20 protein-coding genes and 3 tRNA genes are annotated in these 18,506 nt (G+C 62.3%); 14 read left to right on the top strand and 9 right to left on the bottom strand.

Annotation, left to right across the window (positions count from 1 at the left end):
- Nucleotides 1–948 carry a 4-hydroxy-3-methylbut-2-enyl diphosphate reductase gene (ispH, locus tag B2J77_RS18005; RefSeq protein WP_058603167.1) on the top strand — a complete coding sequence of 316 codons (948 nt, stop codon included), beginning with the start codon at nucleotides 1–3 and terminating at the stop codon, nucleotides 946–948.
- Nucleotides 949–984: 36 nt separating this feature from the next.
- Here ispH and B2J77_RS18000 read toward each other — a convergent pair whose 3' ends face one another.
- A complete protein-coding gene (locus B2J77_RS18000; RefSeq protein ID WP_078479151.1) occupies nucleotides 985–1,482 on the bottom strand; it encodes a GspH/FimT family pseudopilin in 498 nt (165 codons plus the stop codon).
- A 109-nt stretch (nucleotides 1,483–1,591) separates the two neighbouring features.
- Here B2J77_RS18000 and B2J77_RS17995 point away from each other — a divergent pair, with 109 nt between their 5' ends.
- The 5 genes from B2J77_RS17995 to thiO are packed head-to-tail and all read left to right on the top strand — an operon-like array spanning nucleotide 1,592 to nucleotide 4,412.
- Nucleotides 1,592–1,774 (top strand): type IV pilus modification PilV family protein, encoded by a 183-nt coding sequence (locus B2J77_RS17995; RefSeq protein ID WP_078479150.1) that lies wholly within the window; start codon nucleotides 1,592–1,594, stop codon nucleotides 1,772–1,774.
- Nucleotides 1,771–2,409: a PilW family protein gene (locus tag B2J77_RS17990; protein ID WP_078479149.1), complete on the top strand. Its 639-nt coding sequence runs from the start codon at nucleotides 1,771–1,773 to the stop codon at nucleotides 2,407–2,409. The genes B2J77_RS17995 and B2J77_RS17990 overlap by 4 nt, the downstream gene beginning before the upstream one ends.
- Complete coding sequence (locus tag B2J77_RS17985; RefSeq protein ID WP_078479148.1) at nucleotides 2,406–2,870, top strand: hypothetical protein; 465 nt, start codon at nucleotides 2,406–2,408, stop codon at nucleotides 2,868–2,870. The genes B2J77_RS17990 and B2J77_RS17985 overlap by 4 nt, the downstream gene beginning before the upstream one ends.
- 1 nt (nucleotide 2,871) lies before the next feature.
- Nucleotides 2,872–3,258 carry a type IV pilin protein gene (locus B2J77_RS17980; protein ID WP_058638644.1) on the top strand — a complete coding sequence of 129 codons (387 nt, stop codon included), beginning with the start codon at nucleotides 2,872–2,874 and terminating at the stop codon, nucleotides 3,256–3,258.
- Nucleotides 3,259–3,314: 56 nt separating this feature from the next.
- A complete protein-coding gene (thiO, locus tag B2J77_RS17975; protein WP_058638643.1) occupies nucleotides 3,315–4,412 on the top strand; it encodes a glycine oxidase ThiO in 1,098 nt (365 codons plus the stop codon).
- A gap of 8 nt (nucleotides 4,413–4,420) precedes the next feature.
- Here the strand turns inward: thiO and B2J77_RS17970 are convergent, their stop codons facing one another.
- Nucleotides 4,421–4,651, bottom strand: a complete 231-nt coding sequence (locus tag B2J77_RS17970) for a PP0621 family protein (protein ID WP_023533255.1) — start codon at nucleotides 4,649–4,651, stop codon at nucleotides 4,421–4,423.
- A gap of 94 nt (nucleotides 4,652–4,745) precedes the next feature.
- Nucleotides 4,746–5,765 (bottom strand): outer membrane protein assembly factor BamD, encoded by a 1,020-nt coding sequence (locus tag B2J77_RS17965; protein ID WP_058638642.1) that lies wholly within the window; start codon nucleotides 5,763–5,765, stop codon nucleotides 4,746–4,748.
- 147 nt (nucleotides 5,766–5,912) lie between these two features.
- Here B2J77_RS17965 and rluD point away from each other — a divergent pair, with 147 nt between their 5' ends.
- The 7 genes from rluD (at nucleotide 5,913) to B2J77_RS17930 (ending at nucleotide 12,241) form a co-directional block, all read left to right on the top strand.
- The gene (rluD, locus tag B2J77_RS17960; protein WP_023533229.1) at nucleotides 5,913–6,875 is read left to right on the top strand and encodes a 23S rRNA pseudouridine(1911/1915/1917) synthase RluD; all 963 of its coding nucleotides are present in this window, start codon (nucleotides 5,913–5,915) and stop codon (nucleotides 6,873–6,875) included.
- Nucleotides 6,872–7,612 (top strand): peptidoglycan editing factor PgeF, encoded by a 741-nt coding sequence (gene pgeF, locus B2J77_RS17955; RefSeq protein ID WP_078479147.1) that lies wholly within the window; start codon nucleotides 6,872–6,874, stop codon nucleotides 7,610–7,612. The genes rluD and pgeF overlap by 4 nt, the downstream gene beginning before the upstream one ends.
- Before the next feature lie 173 nt (nucleotides 7,613–7,785).
- On the top strand, nucleotides 7,786–10,350 hold the full coding sequence (gene clpB, locus B2J77_RS17950; RefSeq protein ID WP_078479146.1) for an ATP-dependent chaperone ClpB: 2,565 nt from the start codon (nucleotides 7,786–7,788) through the stop codon (nucleotides 10,348–10,350).
- A 483-nt stretch (nucleotides 10,351–10,833) separates the two neighbouring features.
- Nucleotides 10,834–10,909, top strand: a tRNA-Asn gene (locus B2J77_RS17945).
- Between the two features lie 4 nt (nucleotides 10,910–10,913).
- Nucleotides 10,914–10,990 (top strand) — tRNA-Pro (locus tag B2J77_RS17940).
- A gap of 6 nt (nucleotides 10,991–10,996) precedes the next feature.
- Nucleotides 10,997–11,072: transfer RNA gene (locus B2J77_RS17935), tRNA-Lys, on the top strand.
- Nucleotides 11,073–11,194: 122 nt separating this feature from the next.
- On the top strand, nucleotides 11,195–12,241 hold the full coding sequence (locus tag B2J77_RS17930; RefSeq protein WP_078479145.1) for an NAD(P)/FAD-dependent oxidoreductase: 1,047 nt from the start codon (nucleotides 11,195–11,197) through the stop codon (nucleotides 12,239–12,241).
- A gap of 36 nt (nucleotides 12,242–12,277) precedes the next feature.
- Here B2J77_RS17930 and B2J77_RS17925 read toward each other — a convergent pair whose 3' ends face one another.
- Together B2J77_RS17925 and B2J77_RS17920 are read right to left on the bottom strand one after the other, a co-directional pair.
- Complete coding sequence (locus tag B2J77_RS17925; protein ID WP_078479144.1) at nucleotides 12,278–13,573, bottom strand: NAD(P)/FAD-dependent oxidoreductase; 1,296 nt, start codon at nucleotides 13,571–13,573, stop codon at nucleotides 12,278–12,280.
- A 349-nt stretch (nucleotides 13,574–13,922) separates the two neighbouring features.
- The gene (locus B2J77_RS17920; RefSeq protein WP_023533234.1) at nucleotides 13,923–14,552 is read right to left on the bottom strand and encodes a DUF1780 domain-containing protein; all 630 of its coding nucleotides are present in this window, start codon (nucleotides 14,550–14,552) and stop codon (nucleotides 13,923–13,925) included.
- 150 nt (nucleotides 14,553–14,702) lie between these two features.
- Here B2J77_RS17920 and B2J77_RS17915 point away from each other — a divergent pair, with 150 nt between their 5' ends.
- Nucleotides 14,703–15,386, top strand: a complete 684-nt coding sequence (locus B2J77_RS17915; protein ID WP_078479143.1) for an energy-coupling factor ABC transporter permease — start codon at nucleotides 14,703–14,705, stop codon at nucleotides 15,384–15,386.
- A 49-nt stretch (nucleotides 15,387–15,435) separates the two neighbouring features.
- Here B2J77_RS17915 and yacG read toward each other — a convergent pair whose 3' ends face one another.
- Genes yacG through B2J77_RS17895 form a run of 4 tightly spaced genes read right to left on the bottom strand, consistent with a single transcriptional unit; the run spans nucleotide 15,436 to nucleotide 18,332 of the window.
- Entirely contained in the window at nucleotides 15,436–15,636 is a 201-nt protein-coding gene (yacG, locus tag B2J77_RS17910; protein ID WP_023533231.1) for a DNA gyrase inhibitor YacG, read from the bottom strand.
- Nucleotides 15,633–16,256 (bottom strand): dephospho-CoA kinase, encoded by a 624-nt coding sequence (gene coaE, locus B2J77_RS17905; RefSeq protein WP_078479142.1) that lies wholly within the window; start codon nucleotides 16,254–16,256, stop codon nucleotides 15,633–15,635. Before coaE ends, yacG begins: the two co-directional genes overlap by 4 nt.
- Nucleotides 16,253–17,122: a prepilin peptidase gene (locus B2J77_RS17900; RefSeq protein ID WP_078479141.1), complete on the bottom strand. Its 870-nt coding sequence runs from the start codon at nucleotides 17,120–17,122 to the stop codon at nucleotides 16,253–16,255. Before B2J77_RS17900 ends, coaE begins: the two co-directional genes overlap by 4 nt.
- A gap of 1 nt (nucleotide 17,123) precedes the next feature.
- Nucleotides 17,124–18,332 carry a type II secretion system F family protein gene (locus tag B2J77_RS17895; RefSeq protein ID WP_078479140.1) on the bottom strand — a complete coding sequence of 403 codons (1,209 nt, stop codon included), beginning with the start codon at nucleotides 18,330–18,332 and terminating at the stop codon, nucleotides 17,124–17,126.
- Nucleotides 18,333–18,506: the final 174 nt, after the last annotated feature.

Raw genomic sequence — 18,506 nt, 5'->3', positions numbered from 1 at the left:
ATGCAAATCAAACTCGCCAACCCGCGCGGCTTCTGCGCGGGGGTCGACCGGGCAATCGAAATCGTCAACCGCGCGCTGGAAGTGTTCGGCCCGCCCATCTATGTGCGTCACGAAGTGGTGCACAACAAGTTCGTCGTCGAAGACCTGCGCAGCCGTGGCGCCATTTTCGTCGAGGAGCTCGATCAGGTGCCGGACGATGTCATCGTCATCTTCAGCGCCCATGGGGTTTCCCAGGCCGTGCGTCAGGAAGCCGGTGGGCGCGGCCTGAAGGTGTTCGATGCCACCTGCCCGTTGGTCACCAAGGTGCACATCGAGGTGGCCAAGTACAGCCGCGATGGCCGTGAGTGCATCCTGATTGGCCATGCCGGGCACCCGGAAGTCGAAGGCACCATGGGGCAGTATGACGCCAGCAACGGCGGGGCCATCTACCTGGTAGAAGACGAGAACGATGTGGCCAATCTGCAGGTGAAAGACCCTGACCACTTGGCATTCGTGACGCAAACTACCCTGTCGATGGACGACACCAGCCGCGTGATCGACGCGCTGCGTGCGCGCTTTCCCAACATCGGCGGGCCGCGCAAGGACGACATCTGCTACGCCACGCAAAACCGCCAGGATGCCGTGAAGCAACTGGCCGACGAGTGTGATGTGGTCCTAGTGGTCGGCAGCCCCAACAGTTCCAACTCCAACCGGCTGCGTGAACTTGCCGAGCGCATGGGCACCCCGGCCCATCTGATCGACGGTGCTGAAGACCTGCAGCGGGCCTGGTTCGACCAGGTTGGCCGCATCGGCATCACCGCAGGCGCGTCCGCGCCGGAAGTGCTGGTGCGCGGCGTCATCGAACAGCTCAAGGCATGGGGCGCTACGGGCGCCGAAGAGCTGGACGGGCGTGAAGAGAACGTCACCTTCTCGATGCCCAAAGAGCTGCGTGTGCGCTCATTGATCTGATCGCCTGCGCGGGCCTGAGCGTTTATCCATAAACGCTCAGGCCCCAGCATCTGTGCACCTTCGACTATCGCGGATTTCATTCGATACCCGGACCCTGCCGCTGGACGCCATCACCACTTGATGCTGGCTGGTGCCGGCCGAGCGCGTGCATACCTCGAAAGTCGCCGCCAGCCAGTTGCCGGCAGGGTTGACTGGCAGGCCCATGGCCGTGAACGTCATCGTCGTACCCAGGTTCGCGGCGATCTGCAGAGGCCGGCGCAGGCGTTGTTCACGCAGCACCCGCGAATCCTGCACCAGCATCACTCGCCATCCGTTGCCCCACGCATCGTCGAGCGCCTGCACCCGCACATCCTCACCCAACAGCATGGCGTGCCCGCGTGCGCTACGCAGCGTTTGCGCCAAGTCCCGCGTGACGGCAGCACGGTGTAGGTCATCGCTGAGCTTGACGTAGGCAGGCGCCCCAAGCTGCGTCAGGACAGCGAGCACCGCCAGCGCCGACACCGTTTGTATCAGTGTTACTCCCTGTTGCTTCACCGTGCATTTCTCCTTGGGCGTGCTTGGCTTTAGCTTCACGCACGCGGGGTCACCCTTCCAGTGGCAGGCGCACATCGACAACGCATGAAAAGTCGCAGGAGCTGCAGGGATGCAGGTAACGCAACGGGGCATGACGCTCTTGGAAACGCTGTTGGCCATGGTGGTGATTGCCGTGGGCATGTTTGCCGCAGCGGCGCTGCACATGCAGGCTTTGCAGGCCACGCATGACGCTCGGCAGCAGGCGCAGGCGGTGCTGGCATCTGCCAGTGCACATGAGCAGGCGCTGCCATGAGGCTTCGGCAAAACGGGGTCGGATTGCTCGAACTGCTGCTGGCGCTGGCACTCGGGTTGATGCTGTTGGCCGGCGCCGGCCAGTTGTTCACCTCTGCCCACCGGGCGTGGCAGTTGCAAGCGGCTGCGCTGCGCATGCAGGAAGATGCACGGCTGGCCCTATTGCGCATGGCCCAGGACGTCCGTATGGCTGGCATGTTCGGCTGCCTGCGCTTAGAGCCTGCTGATCTGCCGGACGGCGACACCCTTGCCGCCTTTAGCCGACCACTGGAAGTCGAGGAATCAAGCCTTACGGTGGTAGTGGCCGACCTTCCGGGCCATTCGCTCAAGCCCCAATGGACCCTGCTCACTGACTGCGTCGGATACGCCAAAGTACATCGTGGACATGTCCACGCCGTCGCGCCGCTGATGGCCATCCCCATCACCCGGCATCGTTACGCCGTCAGGGACGATACCCTGTACTTCACCCGTGGCAGCAGCACCCAGCCCCTGCTTGAGCATGTACGCCGTCTACACGTGGTGGCTGCGGACGATGGCCAGCGCATCGACCTGCACTTGAATCTGTTCGACCCTTTGTTGGCGCTGGAGCAGCAGTACGTTGTCAGTGTGGCCCGCCGCAACGGGGGCGAGCCATGACACGTGAGCGGGGGGTGGTGCTGCTGTTGGCGTTGGGGCTGAGCCTTTTGTTGGGGGTGCTGAGCACTTCGGCGCTACGTGCAGCCGCCGTTGAAACGCAAATGGTAGGCCTGTTCAAAGAAGGTCAGCTGGCCTTCGAGCAGGCCGAAGCCACATTGGCGGTTGGCAAGCAATCGATCGTGCAGGCGCCGCCACCGCCGTGTGAAGTGTGTCTGCCGCCTGAGCAGCCTCATCGCCTGGCCGGGGCCTGGCAAGCCGGGCCGGAAGGTTTTTTTCAGGTGCAGAACCTGGGTACTACGCAACGCGCCGTGGCTATCCCGATGGGGCGACCAGTGACCGTGTTCCGGGTCACCGCGGTCAGCCAGCGAAGTCATCCGCGGCAGGCAGTGGAAGCGGTGTATGCCAACGATGGCGGTGAGCTTGTCCGCATGGCGTGGCGACAAAGATTCAGAGGAGACTGACATGCAGCAAGGCATTAGCCTGATCGAGCTGTTGATTGTGCTGGCCGTCACCGGCATTCTGGCAGCCATTGCCTACCCCCGTTACAACGACCACCTGCGGCAGGCAGCGCGCCACGAGGTGGTCGCCCTGTTGCAAGATGCCGCATTGCGCCTGGAACGCCATCGCTTGCTTACTGGCCAGTATGCCGAAGGCGACCCGAGTCTGCCTTCGGGCAACCGCTACTACAGCCTGCAAGCGCTGCGCGAGGACCAGACCTTCACCCTGCGTGCCCGACGTTTGCCCACAGGGCTCATGGCCGAAGACCGCTGTGGCGATTTCGAGCTTGATCAAGCTGGGGTAGGGCGCAACCACGGCGCCAGCGACAGCGCGCGCTGCTGGGGAGGCTGAACGGTCACAGGTGCCCGGTGCATCGCGGTTTTTTACTTCAGGTGTTGAATCGACAGATGAGCAAGCAAGTAGTGGTGGTCGGTGGCGGGGTCATTGGCCTGCTGACGGCATTCAACCTGGCGGCGAGCGTTGACCAGGTGGTGATATGCGACCAGGGCGAGGTAGGCCGCGAGTCATCCTGGGCCGGGGGCGGTATCGTCTCACCCCTGTATCCGTGGCGCTACAGCCCGGCAGTGACCGCCCTGGCGCATTGGTCGCAAGACTTCTATCCACAGCTGGGCGAGCGCCTGTTCGCCAGCACGGGCCTGGACCCTGAAGTGCATACCACCGGGCTTTACTGGCTCGACCTGGATGATCAAGCCCAGGCCTTGGCTTGGGCGAGCCGTGAGCAGCGCCCGCTGAGCGCCGTGGACATTTCGGCGGTGTACGACGCAGTCCCTGTGCTGGGGCCAGGCTTTGAGCGGGCCCTCTACATGGAAGGCGTGGCCAATGTGCGCAACCCACGCCTGGTCAAATCGCTGAAGGCAGCGTTGCTGGCATTACCCAATGTGAGTGTGCGTGAGCACTGCCAGATCACGGGTTTTGTGCAGCAGGACGGTCGTATCGTTGGGGTGAGCACCGCTGAAGGCGAGCTGGCCGCCGACGAAGTCGTACTCAGTGCCGGCGCCTGGAGCGGCGAACTGCTACGCCACCTGGGCCTTGAGCTTCCGGTCGAGCCGGTGAAAGGGCAGATGATCCTGTTCAAATGCGCTGAAGATTTTCTGCCAAGCATGGTGCTTGCCAAAGGCCGTTATGCCATTCCGCGCCGGGATGGGCACATTCTGGTAGGCAGCACGCTGGAGCATGCCGGCTACGACAAGACCCCCACCGATCAGGCGCTGGCAAGCCTCAAGGCATCGGCGGTGGATCTGCTGCCCGGCCTGGATGGCGCGCCCGTGGTGGCCCACTGGGCCGGGCTACGGCCAGGTTCGCCTGAAGGCGTTCCGTTTATCGGGCCGGTGCCAGGTTTTGATGGGTTATGGCTGAACTGCGGCCATTATCGAAACGGGCTGGTGCTGGCGCCAGCCTCGTGCCAACTGCTGGCTGATTTGCTCAATGGCGCCGAGCCCATCATCGACCCGGCACCCTACGCCCCCCATGGGCGTCTTGGCTAACCGCCCGATCAGCCCTGGCGGCCAGGCCCCTGCTGCAAGTGCGCCTGGCTGCAATACCAGGTGTTGCCCTGCGCCAGTGCTTGGTCGGTGGGCAGGTGCACGCCGCAATGCGCGCAGCGAACCATTTTCAGAGGCGCGTCGAGTTTGGCCTCTTGACGCGGTTGCTGGCTGAGTTTGAATTTGCGCCACAGCCAGAACGCGGCGGCGATCAGGACGATCCAGAAAAGTAGGCGAACCATGGTGTTCAGCTTGTCGAATGAAAGAGGATGACAGTCTAGGGCGCAGGCAATAAAAAAGGGAGGTCCAGGACCTCCCTTTCATGCAACGCCCGAATCAGTCGAACAGACCAAAGGTCATGTAGCTGAACCAGGAGCGGTTGCTATTGGCTTCCTTGGGCCCTGGTGGCTCGATCGGGTCGCCGTTTTCGTCCTTGGGCAGCAGCTCCTTGGGCATTTCGTCACGCGCATCCTGGAACTGCTTGATCACGTCCTGGTTGGCGCGGGTCTGGCCCGGTGGCAGCGGGGTGTCGGTTTCGATCAGGCCCAGCGTAGCCTTGGACAGCCAGCCGCGACCGTCAGACTCGGTCTGCTTGGGCTGGAACTCGCCATCGGCCAGGCTCGGGTGGTCCGGGTAGTTGAGCTTCAGGGTCTCGAGGCTAGTGGCAGCCAGGTCGTCCAGGTGCATCTTCTGGTACGCCTCGACCATCACCGCCAGGCCGTCGCCAACCGAAGGCGTTTCCTGGAAGTTCTCCACCACGTAGCGGCCACGGTTGGCGGCAGCCACGTATGCCTGACGGCTGAGGTAGTAGTCGGCCACGTGGATTTCATAGGAGGCCAGCAGGTTGCGCAGGTAAATCATGCGCTGCTTGGCGTCCGGGGCGTAACGGCTGTTGGGGAAACGGCTGGTGAGCTGCGCGAACTCGTTGTACGAGTCGCGTGCCGCGCCCGGGTCGCGTTTGGTCATGTCCAGCGGCAGGAAGCGCGCCAGCAGGCCACGGTCCTGGTCGAAGGAGGTCAGGCCTTTGAGGTAGTAGGCGTAGTCGACGTTCGGGTGCTGCGGGTGCAGGCGGATGAAGCGCTCGGCAGCCGACTTGGCAGCCTCCGGCTCCGAGTTCTTGTAGTTGGCGTAGATCAGCTCCAGCTGCGCCTGGTCGGCATAGCGGCCGAACGGGTATCGCGACTCCAGGGCCTTGAGCTTGTTCACGGCGCTGGTGTAGCTGGAATTGTCCAGGTCAGCCTGGGCCTGCTGATACAGCTCGGCCTCGCTGAGGTTCTCGTCGATGACTTCCTTATTAGAGGAACAGGCCGCGGTGAGCCCGAGGATGGCGATCAGCAGCAGGTGTTTCACTTGCATGGCGGCTTGCGTCCCTTTGACGGCCGCTGTCTTGGGCGGGGCCGTCCTGTTATGATGAGCGCCCCGGCCAACCCCGGGACAAAAGAAGCCGTATTTAACCACAAGCTCGCAGCTGAAACCAAAGGCTGTGCGCCCACTGAATCGAGCATGTCCGAGATCATTCAACTTAGCGCAGAGGTCCCGTCCGAACTGGGCGGTCAACGCCTCGACCAGGTCGCCGCCCAATTGTTCGACGAGTATTCGCGCTCGCGGCTGACGGCCTGGATCAAAGATGGCCGTCTGACGGTCGACGGTGCTGTACTGCGCCCGCGTGACACCGTGCATGGCGGTGCCGTGCTGGCCCTGGAAGCCGAGCAGGAAGCCCAGGGCGAATGGGAGGCCGAGGACATTGCGCTGGACATCGTCTATGAAGACGACCAGATCCTGGTCATCAACAAGCCTGCGGGCCTGGTGGTGCACCCGGCTGCCGGCCATGCCAGCGGTACCTTGCTCAACGCCTTGCTGCATCACGTGCCCGACATCATCAACGTGCCACGTGCCGGCATCGTCCACCGCCTGGACAAGGACACCACCGGCCTGATGGTCGTGGCCAAGACCTTGCAGGCGCAAACCCACCTGGTGGACCAGTTGCAGAAGCGCTCGGTCAGCCGTATCTACGAATGCATCGTGGTGGGCGTGGTCACCGCCGGCGGCAAGATCGACGCCCCCATCGGTCGCCACGGCGGCATGCGCCAGCGCATGGCTGTCACAGACGGTGGCAAGCCAGCGGTCAGCCACTACCGTGTGCTCAAGCGTTTCCGGTCGCACACTCACGTGCGGGTCAAGCTCGAAACCGGCCGTACCCACCAGATTCGCGTGCACATGGCCCACGTCGGCTTCCCCCTGGTCGGTGACCAGACCTACGGCGGGCGCTTCCGCATCCCGCCTGCGGCAAGCCCGACCATGGTCGAGGCGGTCAAGACCTTCCCGCGTCAGGCCCTGCACGCACGCTTCCTGGCACTGGTGCACCCGGCGACGGGCGAGCGCATGGAATGGGAATCGCCACTGCCCGATGATTTCGTCTGGCTGCTGTCGCTGCTCAACCAGGATCGCGAGAGTTTCATCGGATGAGTGGCCTGACGCAGTCGCTGCTGACACCGGACTGGCCTGCGCCAGCCTCGGTTCGCGCCTGCGTCACCACCCGCCAGGGCGGCGTCAGCCTGCCGCCTTTCGATACCTTCAACCTGGGTGACCATGTGGGGGACGACCCTGCGGCCGTTGCCCAGAACCGTCTGCGCCTGAGCGGCGAGTTCGACATCCAGCCCGCCTGGCTCAAGCAGGTGCACGGCTTGGCCGTCGTCAATGCCGACCCCTCCCGCGTGGTCGAAGCCGATGCCAGCTGGACCGACCGGCCAGGCATCGCCTGCACGGTGATGACCGCCGATTGCCTGCCTGTACTTTTCTGTGACCAGGCCGGTACGCAGGTGGCGGCAGCCCATGCGGGCTGGCGCGGGCTTGCCGGGGGCGTGCTGGAAGCCACCCTGGATCGCTTGGACGTACCACCGGCTCAGGTGCTGGTATGGCTGGGCCCGGCCATTGGGCCCCAGGCATTCGAAGTGGGCCTGGAAGTGCGTGATGCCTTCACTGCGGTGCACCCGGAGGCCGCGCGGGCATTCGTCGACGGTGAGCGACCCGGCAAGCTGATGGCCGATATCTACGCCCTGGCCCGTATTCGCCTGGCAGCCCGTGGGGTCACGGCTGTTTACGGTGGCGGCTTGTGCACGGTGAGCGACGAGCGGTTCTTCTCCTACCGGCGTACCCCGCAAGGTGGGCGTTTCGCTTCCTTGGTGTGGCTGGCGCCGCGCTAGCAATGGGCCGCACCTGCCTTTACACCGGTGCAAATCCAACAGCTTGACCTCCGTCAACCCCGCTACGCTTGAATCTTCCAGAATCAGCCTTATCTATAAGACATCTCAGGCAGGTTTCTTCATAAACAGGCGCTGTCCATCGCTCCGACCTGCCCTTTACAGGAAGGTACATCATGCGAATAGACCGTTTGACCAGCAAGCTCCAGCTTGCAATATCCGATGCGCAATCCCTGGCCGTTGGCATGGATCACCCCGCTATCGAGCCTGTCCACTTGCTCCAGGCCTTGCTCGAACAGCAGGGTGGCTCTATCAAGCCACTGCTGATGCAGGTCGGCTTCGACATCAATAGCCTGCGTCAGTCGATGGTCAAGGAACTTGATCAACTGCCGAAAATCCAGAACCCCACGGGCGACGTGAACATGTCCCAGGATCTGGCACGCCTGCTCAACCAGGCAGACCGCCTGGCCCAGCAAAAGGGTGACCAGTTCATTTCCAGCGAGCTGGTCGTGTTGGCGGCCATGGATGAGAACAGTAAGCTGGGCAAGTTGCTGCTCAGCCAGGGCGTGAGCAAGAAAGCCTTGGAGAACGCCATCAAAAACCTGCGCGGTGGTGCGGCCGTGAACGATGCCAACGCAGAGGAATCGCGTCAGGCACTGGACAAGTACACCGTCGACCTGACCAAGCGTGCCGAAGAAGGCAAGCTTGACCCTGTGATCGGCCGTGACGACGAAATCCGCCGCACCGTCCAGGTGCTGCAACGCCGTACCAAGAACAACCCCGTGCTGATCGGTGAGCCCGGCGTGGGTAAGACCGCCATTGCCGAAGGCCTCGCCCAGCGCATCATCAACGGTGAAGTGCCAGATGGCCTGAAAGGCAAGCGCTTGCTCGCCCTGGACATGGGGGCCCTGATTGCCGGCGCCAAGTACCGGGGTGAATTCGAAGAGCGCCTCAAAGGCCTGCTCAACGAACTGTCGAAGCAGGAAGGGCAGGTGATCCTGTTCATCGACGAACTGCACACCATGGTCGGCGCCGGTAAAGGCGAGGGTGCCATGGATGCGGGCAACATGCTCAAGCCGGCCCTGGCCCGTGGTGAACTGCATTGCGTAGGCGCCACCACCTTGAACGAGTACCGCCAGTTCATCGAGAAGGATGCGGCCCTGGAACGTCGCTTCCAGAAGGTGCTGGTGGAGGAGCCTAGCGAAGAGGACACCATCGCTATTCTGCGTGGGCTGAAAGAACGCTATGAAGTGCACCACAAGGTGGCCATCACCGACGGCGCCATCATCGCGGCGGCCAAGCTCAGCCACCGCTACATCACCGATCGTCAGTTGCCTGACAAGGCCATCGACCTGATCGACGAGGCAGCCAGCCGTATTCGGATGGAAATCGACTCCAAGCCTGAGGTCCTCGACCGTCTCGACCGCCGTCTGATCCAGCTCAAGGTCGAGTCCCAGGCGCTCAAGAAAGAAGAGGATGAGGCTGCCAAGAAGCGCTTGGAGAAGCTGACCGAGGAAATCGAGCGCCTTGAGCGTGAATATTCCGACCTCGAAGAGATCTGGGCGTCGGAAAAAGCTGAAGTGCAGGGTTCGGCCCAGATTCAGCAAAAGATCGAGCAAGCGCGTCAGGAACTTGAGGCCGCCCGCCGCAAAGGCGACCTGAGCCGCATGGCTGAGCTGCAGTACGGGGTAATCCCGGACCTGGAGCGCAGCCTGCAGATGGTCGACCAGCACGGCAAGACCGATAACCAATTGCTGCGCAACAAGGTGACCGAGGAAGAAATCGCCGAAGTGGTTTCCAAGTGGACGGGCATCCCTGTGTCCAAGATGCTGGAAGGCGAGCGCGAGAAGCTGCTGAAAATGGAAGCGCTGCTGCACCAGCGTGTGATTGGCCAGAGCGAGGCCGTTACCGCCGTGGCCAACGCGGTGCGCCGGTCCCGGGCAGGCTTGTCCGATCCTAACCGGCCCAGCGGCTCGTTCATGTTCCTCGGCCCGACCGGCGTGGGCAAGACTGAACTGTGCAAGGCGCTGGCCGAATTCCTGTTCGATACCGAGGAGGCCATGGTGCGTATCGATATGTCCGAGTTCATGGAGAAACACTCCGTGGCGCGGCTGATCGGTGCACCACCAGGCTATGTGGGGTACGAGGAGGGCGGTTACCTGACCGAGGCCGTGCGCCGCAAGCCGTACTCGGTGGTGCTGCTCGACGAGGTAGAGAAGGCTCACCCCGACGTGTTCAACGTGCTGTTGCAGGTACTGGAAGACGGACGCTTGACCGATAGCCACGGCCGCACCGTGGACTTCCGCAATACGGTCATCGTGATGACGTCCAACCTCGGCTCGGCACAGATCCAGGAGTTGGTGGGCGATCGCGAGGCGCAGCGTGCTGCCGTGATGGATGCGGTGGGCGCGCACTTCCGTCCCGAATTCATCAACCGGATCGACGAAGTGGTGGTGTTCGAACCGCTGGGCCGCGAGCAGATCGCCGGCATTACCGAGATCCAGCTGGGACGGCTGCGCAGCCGCTTGATGGAGCGCGAGCTTTCGCTGAGCTTGAGCCCGCAAGCCCTGGACAAGCTGATCGCCGTGGGTTACGACCCGGTGTATGGAGCGCGGCCGCTCAAGCGCGCGATTCAGCGCTGGATCGAAAACCCGCTGGCGCAGTTGATCCTGTCGGGCAAGTTCGTGCCAGGTACGGCGATCACTGCCACGGTGGAAGGCGACGAGATCGTCTTTGCGTGACGTTAAGTTGTTGGGGCCGTCTCGCGGCCCATCGCGGCTGGTCCGGCGCCCCGGCAATGTCGCTCCAAATCCTAATGCATTAGCCATCATGCGGTCAGGGTAGGAGCGGCCTCGTGCCGCGATGGGCCGCAAAGCGGCCCTGACAACCCTTATGCTGTCATCGACGAGCCCAGCCAACCCCCGTAAATCCGGGCCTTTGCGCTAATCCAAGATAACTTGCTGAAATTTTTGAAATTTATGCTTGCATGATCAATCGAGTGGCCCTAATATACGCCGCGTTGTCAGGCACTAAGCGAATCACCAGCAACACAGGTGACCGCAAAACAACTTAGAAATCAGTAAGTTGAATGAAAAAAAGTGGTTGACAAGCAAAACGAAGAATGTAGAATAGCCGGCCTCAGCAGCGATAACGCGAAAGCGGATAGCTAAAGAGTCCGAAGTTAACACAAGCTTCGAAGATGTAAGGTTGTACCGAAGTTCAGTTCCGCGATAGCTCAGTCGGTAGAGCAAATGACTGTTAATCATTGGGTCCCTGGTTCGAGTCCAGGTCGCGGAGCCAATCTCGGGGTGTAGCGCAGTCCGGTAGCGCGCCTGCTTTGGGAGCAGGATGTCAGGAGTTCGAATCCCCTCACCCCGACCATTTTCCGGGTCGTTAGCTCAGTTGGTAGAGCAGTTGGCTTTTAACCAATTGGTCGTAGGTTCGAATCCTACACGACCCACCATGTAAGAAGGGCATCTCGAATGAGATGCCCTTTTTCTTTTGCCTCGGTTTTTCTAAGCCCTGTATTTTCCCGCAAATCCGCTATTCTGGCCTGTGTCTTTCGCAGTCTGGGGACCTATTGGCATGGGAGCCAACACATCAAGTGTCGTGGTCGTGGGTGGAGGCATCATGGGTGCTTCCATTGCGTGGCACCTTGCAAGGCTCGGTGCTCGGGTCACTGTTCTGGAGCAAGGGTCTCGAGCCGCCAGTGGCGTTACCCGTTGGTCATATGGCTGGGTAGGCACTGCCAGCGCCAGTGCATCGGACAACCCGGCGGCATTTTCCTCCACATTGCAGGCCATCGCCGACTTCAACCGGCTGGCGCTTGACCTCGGGCCTTTGCCGATTGCCGCCCGTGGCGCCATGGTGTGGTTGGACAACGATGCGCAAACGGCCGCCCTCATCGACCAGCAACGTTCTGCCGGCGTAAACCTTCAACCACTGGACGCCCAGCAGATAAGCGCCCTTGAGCCGTGCATGATCACGCCACCCGCACTGGCCGCTTGGGCGCCGGACGATTTTGCCGTGGAACCTGTTGCCTTGGCGAAAATGCTGTTGAGCGGCGCCGAGCAAGCCGGGGCAGAGGTTCTATACGGCCGGCGGGTCGATGGCATAGAGACGCACAACGGACGCGTGACGGCCGCCAGGTGCGCAACGCAAACCTACGCCGCCGATACCGTGGTGCTGGCCAATGCCGGTGCCGCAATCGGCCTTGCAGCAGGTGTCGGTCTGCCCTTGCCCTTGCTTACCCGGCCAGCTGTACTGATGCGCTTCGCGGCGCCAGCCGGTGTAGTGCGGCACCTGGTTTACGGTAATGGCTTGGAGTTACGTCCGGCATTGGAAGGGGGCGTGGCCTGCGCCGAAGAAGCGCCTGCCGAGGGTGAGGCAGGGTTGCCAGCCTTGGTCGAGCGCACCACAAAAGCCATCCGGCAGATGTTCATCGGCGCCACGGCGCTTTCGCTGCGCGCGGTCAGTATCGGGCACCGACCGATGACCCCGGAAGGCAAGCCTGTGATGGGTTACCTTGCTGGTGTCGAGGGGGTGTATGCCTTGGTGGCACATCCGGGGATCGTGCTTGCGCCCCACCTCGGCCGTCTGGCAGCCGAGGAAATCGTTCGAACGCGACGCTAGCCGGGCGCATGCGAGTGCACCCAGCCAGCAGCCAGGTCAGTGCAACTTCAGCCGTGGTTCTGTGCCGCGACCAATCTTGCTGCCCAGCATCATCAGGGCCGTGCGGAAGAAACCGTACAACGCCATCTGGTGCATACGATACAGCGACACGTAGAACATCCTTGCGAGCCAGCCTTCGAGCTTCACACTGCCCATCAAGTTACCCATCAGGTTACCCACGGCCGAGAAGCGCGAGAGCGACACCAGCGAGCCATAATCCTTGTACTGGTAGGTCGGCAGCAGCTTGTTCTCAAGGCGCGCCTTGATGCTCTGCGCCAGCATCGACGCCTGCTGGTGGGCCGCCTGCGCCCGGGGCGGTACGTTGCGATCGCTGTTTGGCTGCGGGCAGGCGGCGCAGTCACCGAAGGCAAAAATAGCGTCATCACGGGTGGTTTGCAGGGTGGGCCGTACGACGAGTTGGTTGATGCGGTTGGTCTCCAGGCCATCGATTTCCTTCAGGAAACCCGGCGCCCGGATGCCCGCTGCCCAGACCTTCAGGCTGGCCTGGATCACTTCGCCGTCCTTGGTCTTGAGACCTTCGGCCGTCACTTCGCTGACGGCCGCGTTGGTCATTACCTTCACCCCCAGCTTCTCAAGGGTCTGATGCACGGGCACGCTGATGCGCTCCGGCAGTGCCGGCAGCACGCGCGGGCCTGCCTCGATCAAGGTGATGTGCATGTCTTTCGGTTGGATGCGGTCCAGGCCGTAGGCCGCCAGTTCATGGGCCGCGTGATGCAGCTCGGCAGCCAGCTCCACGCCCGTGGCGCCGGCACCGACGATGGCTACGCTGATCTTTTCGCTGGCCACATCGCCTGCATGGGCGCGCAGGTAATGGTTGAGCAGTTGCTGGTGGAAGCGCTCTGCCTGCTTGCGCGTGTCCAGGAACAGGCAATGCTGCGCCGCACCCAAGGTGCCGAAGTCGTTGGTATTCGAGCCCACGGCAATGACCAGGGTGTCGTAGGCAAGGGTGCGCGCGGGCAGCAGTTCGCGGCCGTCTTCATCGAGCGTGGCAGCCAACTGGATCCGCTTGCTCTCACGCTCCAGGCCGCTCATGCGCCCCAGTTGGAAGTTGAAGTGGTTCCACTTGGCTTGCGCCACGTAGTTCAGTTCGTCTTCGGAGGAGTTCAAGGAGCCGGCGGCCACCTCGTGCAGCAGCGGTTTCCAGATATGGGTGAGGTTGGTGTCCACCAGGGTGATGTCAGCCTGCTTGCGCTTGCCCAGGGTCTTGCCCAGGCGGGTAGCCAATTCCAAGCCGCCGGCGCCGCCGCCGACAATCACGATGCGATGAGTCATGGGAATATCTCATAAGGTTTACGGAATTCTTGGCCCAACGGGCCGGCCGCACGGGGTAAGAGGGGAGGGCGAGCGCAAGGCAGCTCATAGCTCCGGTCCACTCAACGGGCGCCAGACCCAAGACAGCGGGGGTGGCGAGATGCTCGACCCCAGTGTATGCAGGGCTTGCAGGTCATCATCGACACTGGCTGACACGCAGGGTTCAGGCGTGGGTCATGCTGGGCCTCTACGGATAGACGTTCGTGCAGGGGCAAACGCTACAGTGGTCGCTCACGCGGCTGTAACAAATGATAATGCTTTCTATCCGCGCCGCCGAGTGTACGTCATCGCAAACGATCACTGCACAGGATCAAAGGCTGATCCCCACATCGAAGACGATGCTGCGCCCCAGGTTGCCGCGAAGAAAGTCCGGCGCATCCGGGTGAGCGAACAACACCCGGGCAAAGGTTGGCCCGACCAACGACAGCGAGCGCCAGCCCTGGCGCAAATACTCGGTGGGCGGCGGGAAGTGGGTGTTGAGGTCCAGCACCTCGCGCTTGAGGCTGGCGAAGGCAATGATGTCCAGCTCGTTCAGGTCCAGCCCGCGCTCACGGTAGTTGTGCGCTTTCTTGCGCAGGGTAGGTGCCAGCCTGCCCAGCAACTCGGTGGCACTGATGCGGCGAGGGCGCGCTTCGCGTCGCACCAGTTGCGCCAGTGAAAAGGCGCTGCGCCTGCGTTGCAGCTCTTCTCGCCATTCATCGTTAAGCCGGCGACCCTCGTCCAGCACGAAGAACACCTCGAAGGCCGCATCGCGGAACAATACGTCAGGCGGCTCCTGGCCGGCGGGCGTGAAGTCGTCGTTGCGATACGCGATGTTCAGGCCTTGCAGCAGGCGCTGGCAGACCCAACGCTCACGCTCCCATTTGCGGGCATTGGACAGAAACGCATTGGCTTGTTCGGCCTGGATGGTCAGCAGGCGCAAGTAATCGGAATCATCCATGAAGCAAGCTTAGCTGTAATTTGATGACGATCAGGTGTTGATCGCGCCTTGAATCAAAGAATTGCATGCTTGTGGTGTAGGGACACGCTGATACTTGGGCAATACGTGTAGACTCGCCTTTGTCCATGCATTGATTGAGGTTATTCCTACATGATCAGCGCGCAGGTGCTGTCGGGAACAACGCTGACCGTTGGCTGGCTCGGCTACGTGCCGCTGCTCGCCTGGGCCACCAGTCAGGCCCGCTGGGTCGAGCTGGTCACCGACCGGCGGCGCCAGCACTTGCTGTTCGGCACCGTGGTCGGGTTGTTCGCGCTGTGGTTGGTTCGGCGTGATTTCGACACGGGCGTGTCCTACCACTTCATCGGCATGACCGCCGTCACCCTGCTGCTGGACTGGCCGCTGGCAGTACTGGGTGGCTTCATGGCGCAAGTGGGTCTGCTGCTGCTCGGGCGTCAGGAGTTGACTGCATTAGGGGTCAACGGCCTGCTGTTGGTCGGCCTGCCGGTCTTGGTCACCGAAGTCTGTGCCATCGCGGTGGAACGCGCGCAGCCGCGAAACCTTTTCGTGTACATCTTTTGCTCAGGGTTTTTCCCGGCGGCACTGACGGTGGTCGTCTGCCTTAGTGCCGCGCTGGGATTGCTCTGGCTCGATGGGTTGTTCGCCATGCCGGAGTGGCTGAGTGATTTCGTGGGCTACCTGTGGCTGATGATGTTTCCCGAAGCGTTTATCAACGGAACCGTCATCAGCGCACTGGTGGTCTTCTGCCCCGAATGGCTGGAGACGTTCAACCGTACTCGATACCTGCAGGCTCCCTGGAAGGAAGGCGGTGGCTGACAGCCATGCCTCGCTGCACAGCATCTAGCTGGTGTATCTCCCAAAGTGATCAGTGACGAGGCTCCAGATCCCCTGAATACAGTTCGTCTTCCGAGTCCTCGGCTCCGGGAATCTTGTGCTCCTCGGACGCCCAGGCGCCCAGGTCGATCAGTTTGCAGCGGTCGGAGCAGAACGGCCGAAAGGTGTTCTTCTCGTTCCATTCCACAGGTGCGCCACAGGTCGGGCAATCGACGGTCAATGGCTGGCTCATGGCTGGCCTCCTCGTAAAGTCAGATAAAAGTGGTGCAGTCGGTCGATCTGCGCATGCAAGTGACCTAGGTCGCCGTCATTGACCACCACGTCATCGGCATGGCGCAGGCGTTCTTCACGCGGCAGCTGGGCCTGAAGAATGGCCTGCACCTGCTCGGCGCTGGTGTGGTCGCGGGCGAGGGTGCGTGCTACCTGCAGGGTCTGCGGGGCGTCGATGACCAGTACGCGCTGGGTTTTCTTATACTGCCCCGACTCGATCAGCAGGGGCGAGACGTACACCGCATAGGGCGATTGCCCTTTGGCCAGGTAACTGAAAATCTCCTGGCCGATCAGCGGGTGCAACAATTGCTCCAGCCATTTGCGCTGCGCCGGGTCGGTGAAGATCAACTGGCGCAGCGCGGCACGGTCAAGCTGCCCATCCGCCTGCAGCACGGCAGGGCCGAAGTGCTCGACGATGCTCGCCAAGGCTGGGCGGCCGGGCTCGACCACCCACCGCGCTGCCTGATCGGCATCGACCAGGTGCACGCCAAGCTCGACGAAGCGCTCGGCTGCGGCGCTCTTGCCGCTGCCGATGCCGCCGGTAAGGCCGAGAATCCAGGGTGTTGTGGCCGCTGTGGTCATTGGAATCCAAGCAGTTGCATGTAGGAGGGGGGTATTTCATCACCCCAGAGCACGGCAATCCACCCCGCAATAGCCAGATAAGGCCCAAAGGGCATTGCCGCCCCCATGGCATGCCGGCGCAGCCCGATCAGGCACAACCCTATGAATGTGCCCGCCACCGAGGACAGTAATAGGGTCAGGGGCAGCACCTGCCAGCCACCCCAGGCACCGATGAGCGCCATCAATTTGAAGTCACCGTACCCAAGGCCTTCCTTGCCGGTCAGCAACTTGAATGCCCAGTAGACGGTCCAGAGGCTCAGATAACCCAGCACGGCGCCCCACAGCGCATCGCCAAGTGGCGCGAACACATTGCCAGCATTGACGATCAGCCCCAGCCACACTGCCGGCAACACCAGTACGTCGGGCAACAGCTGTTGATCCGCATCGATCAGGCTCAGCGTCAGCAGGCACCATGTCAGCAGCAGCGCAAAAAGCGCTTGCTCCGACGGGCCGAAGCGCCAGGCAATGGCCATCGACAACAGGGTACTGGCCATCTCGACCAAGGGATAACGCACGCTGATCCGTCCCTTGCACCCCCGGCAACGGCCATTGAGTGCCAGGTAACTGAGCACAGGGACGTTCTCCCACGCGCGGATGACGTGCTTGCACAAAGGGCAATGGGAGCCGGGTAACCATAAATCGAACCGCGCAGACGAAGTTGGGGGTAGCTCCAGTATCTCTTGAGCAGTGCGTCGCCATTGCCGCTTGAGCATGATCGGCAAACGATGCGCCACGACATTGATGAAGCTGCCTGCCAGCAACCCGAGCAGCGCGGCCCAGGCGATGAAATGCGCAGGCTCCATGCCCTGCAGTGTCCAGACCGTCATATCAGATCAGGCTACCCAGTTGGAAAATCGGCAGGTACATCGCCACCACCAGCCCACCGACCAGCACTCCTAGTACCAGCACGATGGCCGGTTCCAGCAGACTGGCCAGCTGGTCCAGGGCCTGGCTGACCTGGTCCTCATAATGGATGGCAGCCTTGTCCAGCATCTGGTCCAAGGTCCCGCTGGCCTCGCCGATTGCCGTCATTTGCACCAGTAGGGGCGGGAACACGCGCTCCTCAGCCATCGCCTGGTTGAGGGCCCGACCGTTTGCCAGTGCTTGACGCAAACGCATTACCGCCTGCTCGTGAAGCTCACTCCCACACCCCCTGGCCACCGTGCTCAGCGCGTCCAGCAACGGCACCCCAGCCGCATAACTGGTCGCCAGGCTGCGGGCGAACCGCGCCAGCGCAGCCTGCCCCAACAACGCTCCGAACACCGGCATGCTTAGCAGTTGCTGCGCGCACCACAGGCGTGCCGGTGCATGCTGGCGATACAGCTGGCGCCCACCGATGCCCAGCAGTACCCCCACCAGCGCCACCCAGGGCGCCACCTGCCCGAACCCCGCCGACAGGTCTATCACCCACTGGGTGAGGGCTGGCAATGCCGTACCCATGCCGACGAACATCGATTCGAACTGCGGAATCACTTCCAGCAACAAGATGGTCGAAACCCCCAACCCCGTGAGCAACAGCAGGATGGGATAGGCCATCGCCTTTCGTACCTTCTTCTCAAGCGTGCGCCGCTGCTCCAGCATGCACGCCAACTGTTCGAGCTGGCGATCCAGCGTCCCCGACTGCTCACCCACCCGTACCAGGTTGCAGTACAGCCCATCGAACCAGCGAGGGTGGCGTTGCAAGGCATCCGCCAATCCCAACCCCGCGCCCAGATCTTTTTTCAACGCTAGCAATACAGCCGCCTGCCCCTCGGGGCAGCCGCTACGGCTCATCACTTCGAACGCCTGCAACAACGGCACACCCGCTCGCAGCAAGGTCGCCAACTGCCGACTGAAACCCGCCGTGTCCGGCCTGGCCTGCCAACGCGGCCAGGTCAGTGCCAGCCCACCCGCTGGCCGCACCCGCGCCACCGTGATGCCTTGGCGAATCAGCGCAGCCTGTACATAGGCCGGGCTGCGCCCCGTGGTCTGGCCGCTGACGGGTGCGCCGCTGGCGTCCGTGCCCTGCCAGGTATAGAGATGCGTAGATGACGTCATGCACATGTCCTTTTTCGTCCCTGTGACAAGCCTGGAAACAGCTTGCCTCGTCCTTGGAAAGGCGCGCCTTTCCGATGGTTACTAGAGTAGTGCAGCGAGGGCAAAGCCCAAGCGGGTAGGGGTGACAAAAGGTGTCTGTTCAGGCCTACTGCGCCGCTGCCGGTCGAGGCAAGC

The sequence above is a fragment of the Pseudomonas parafulva genome, assembly GCF_002021815.1.
Lineage (GTDB): Bacteria > Pseudomonadota > Gammaproteobacteria > Pseudomonadales > Pseudomonadaceae > Aquipseudomonas > Aquipseudomonas parafulva_B.
This window is presented reverse-complemented; position numbering and strand designations above follow the sequence as displayed.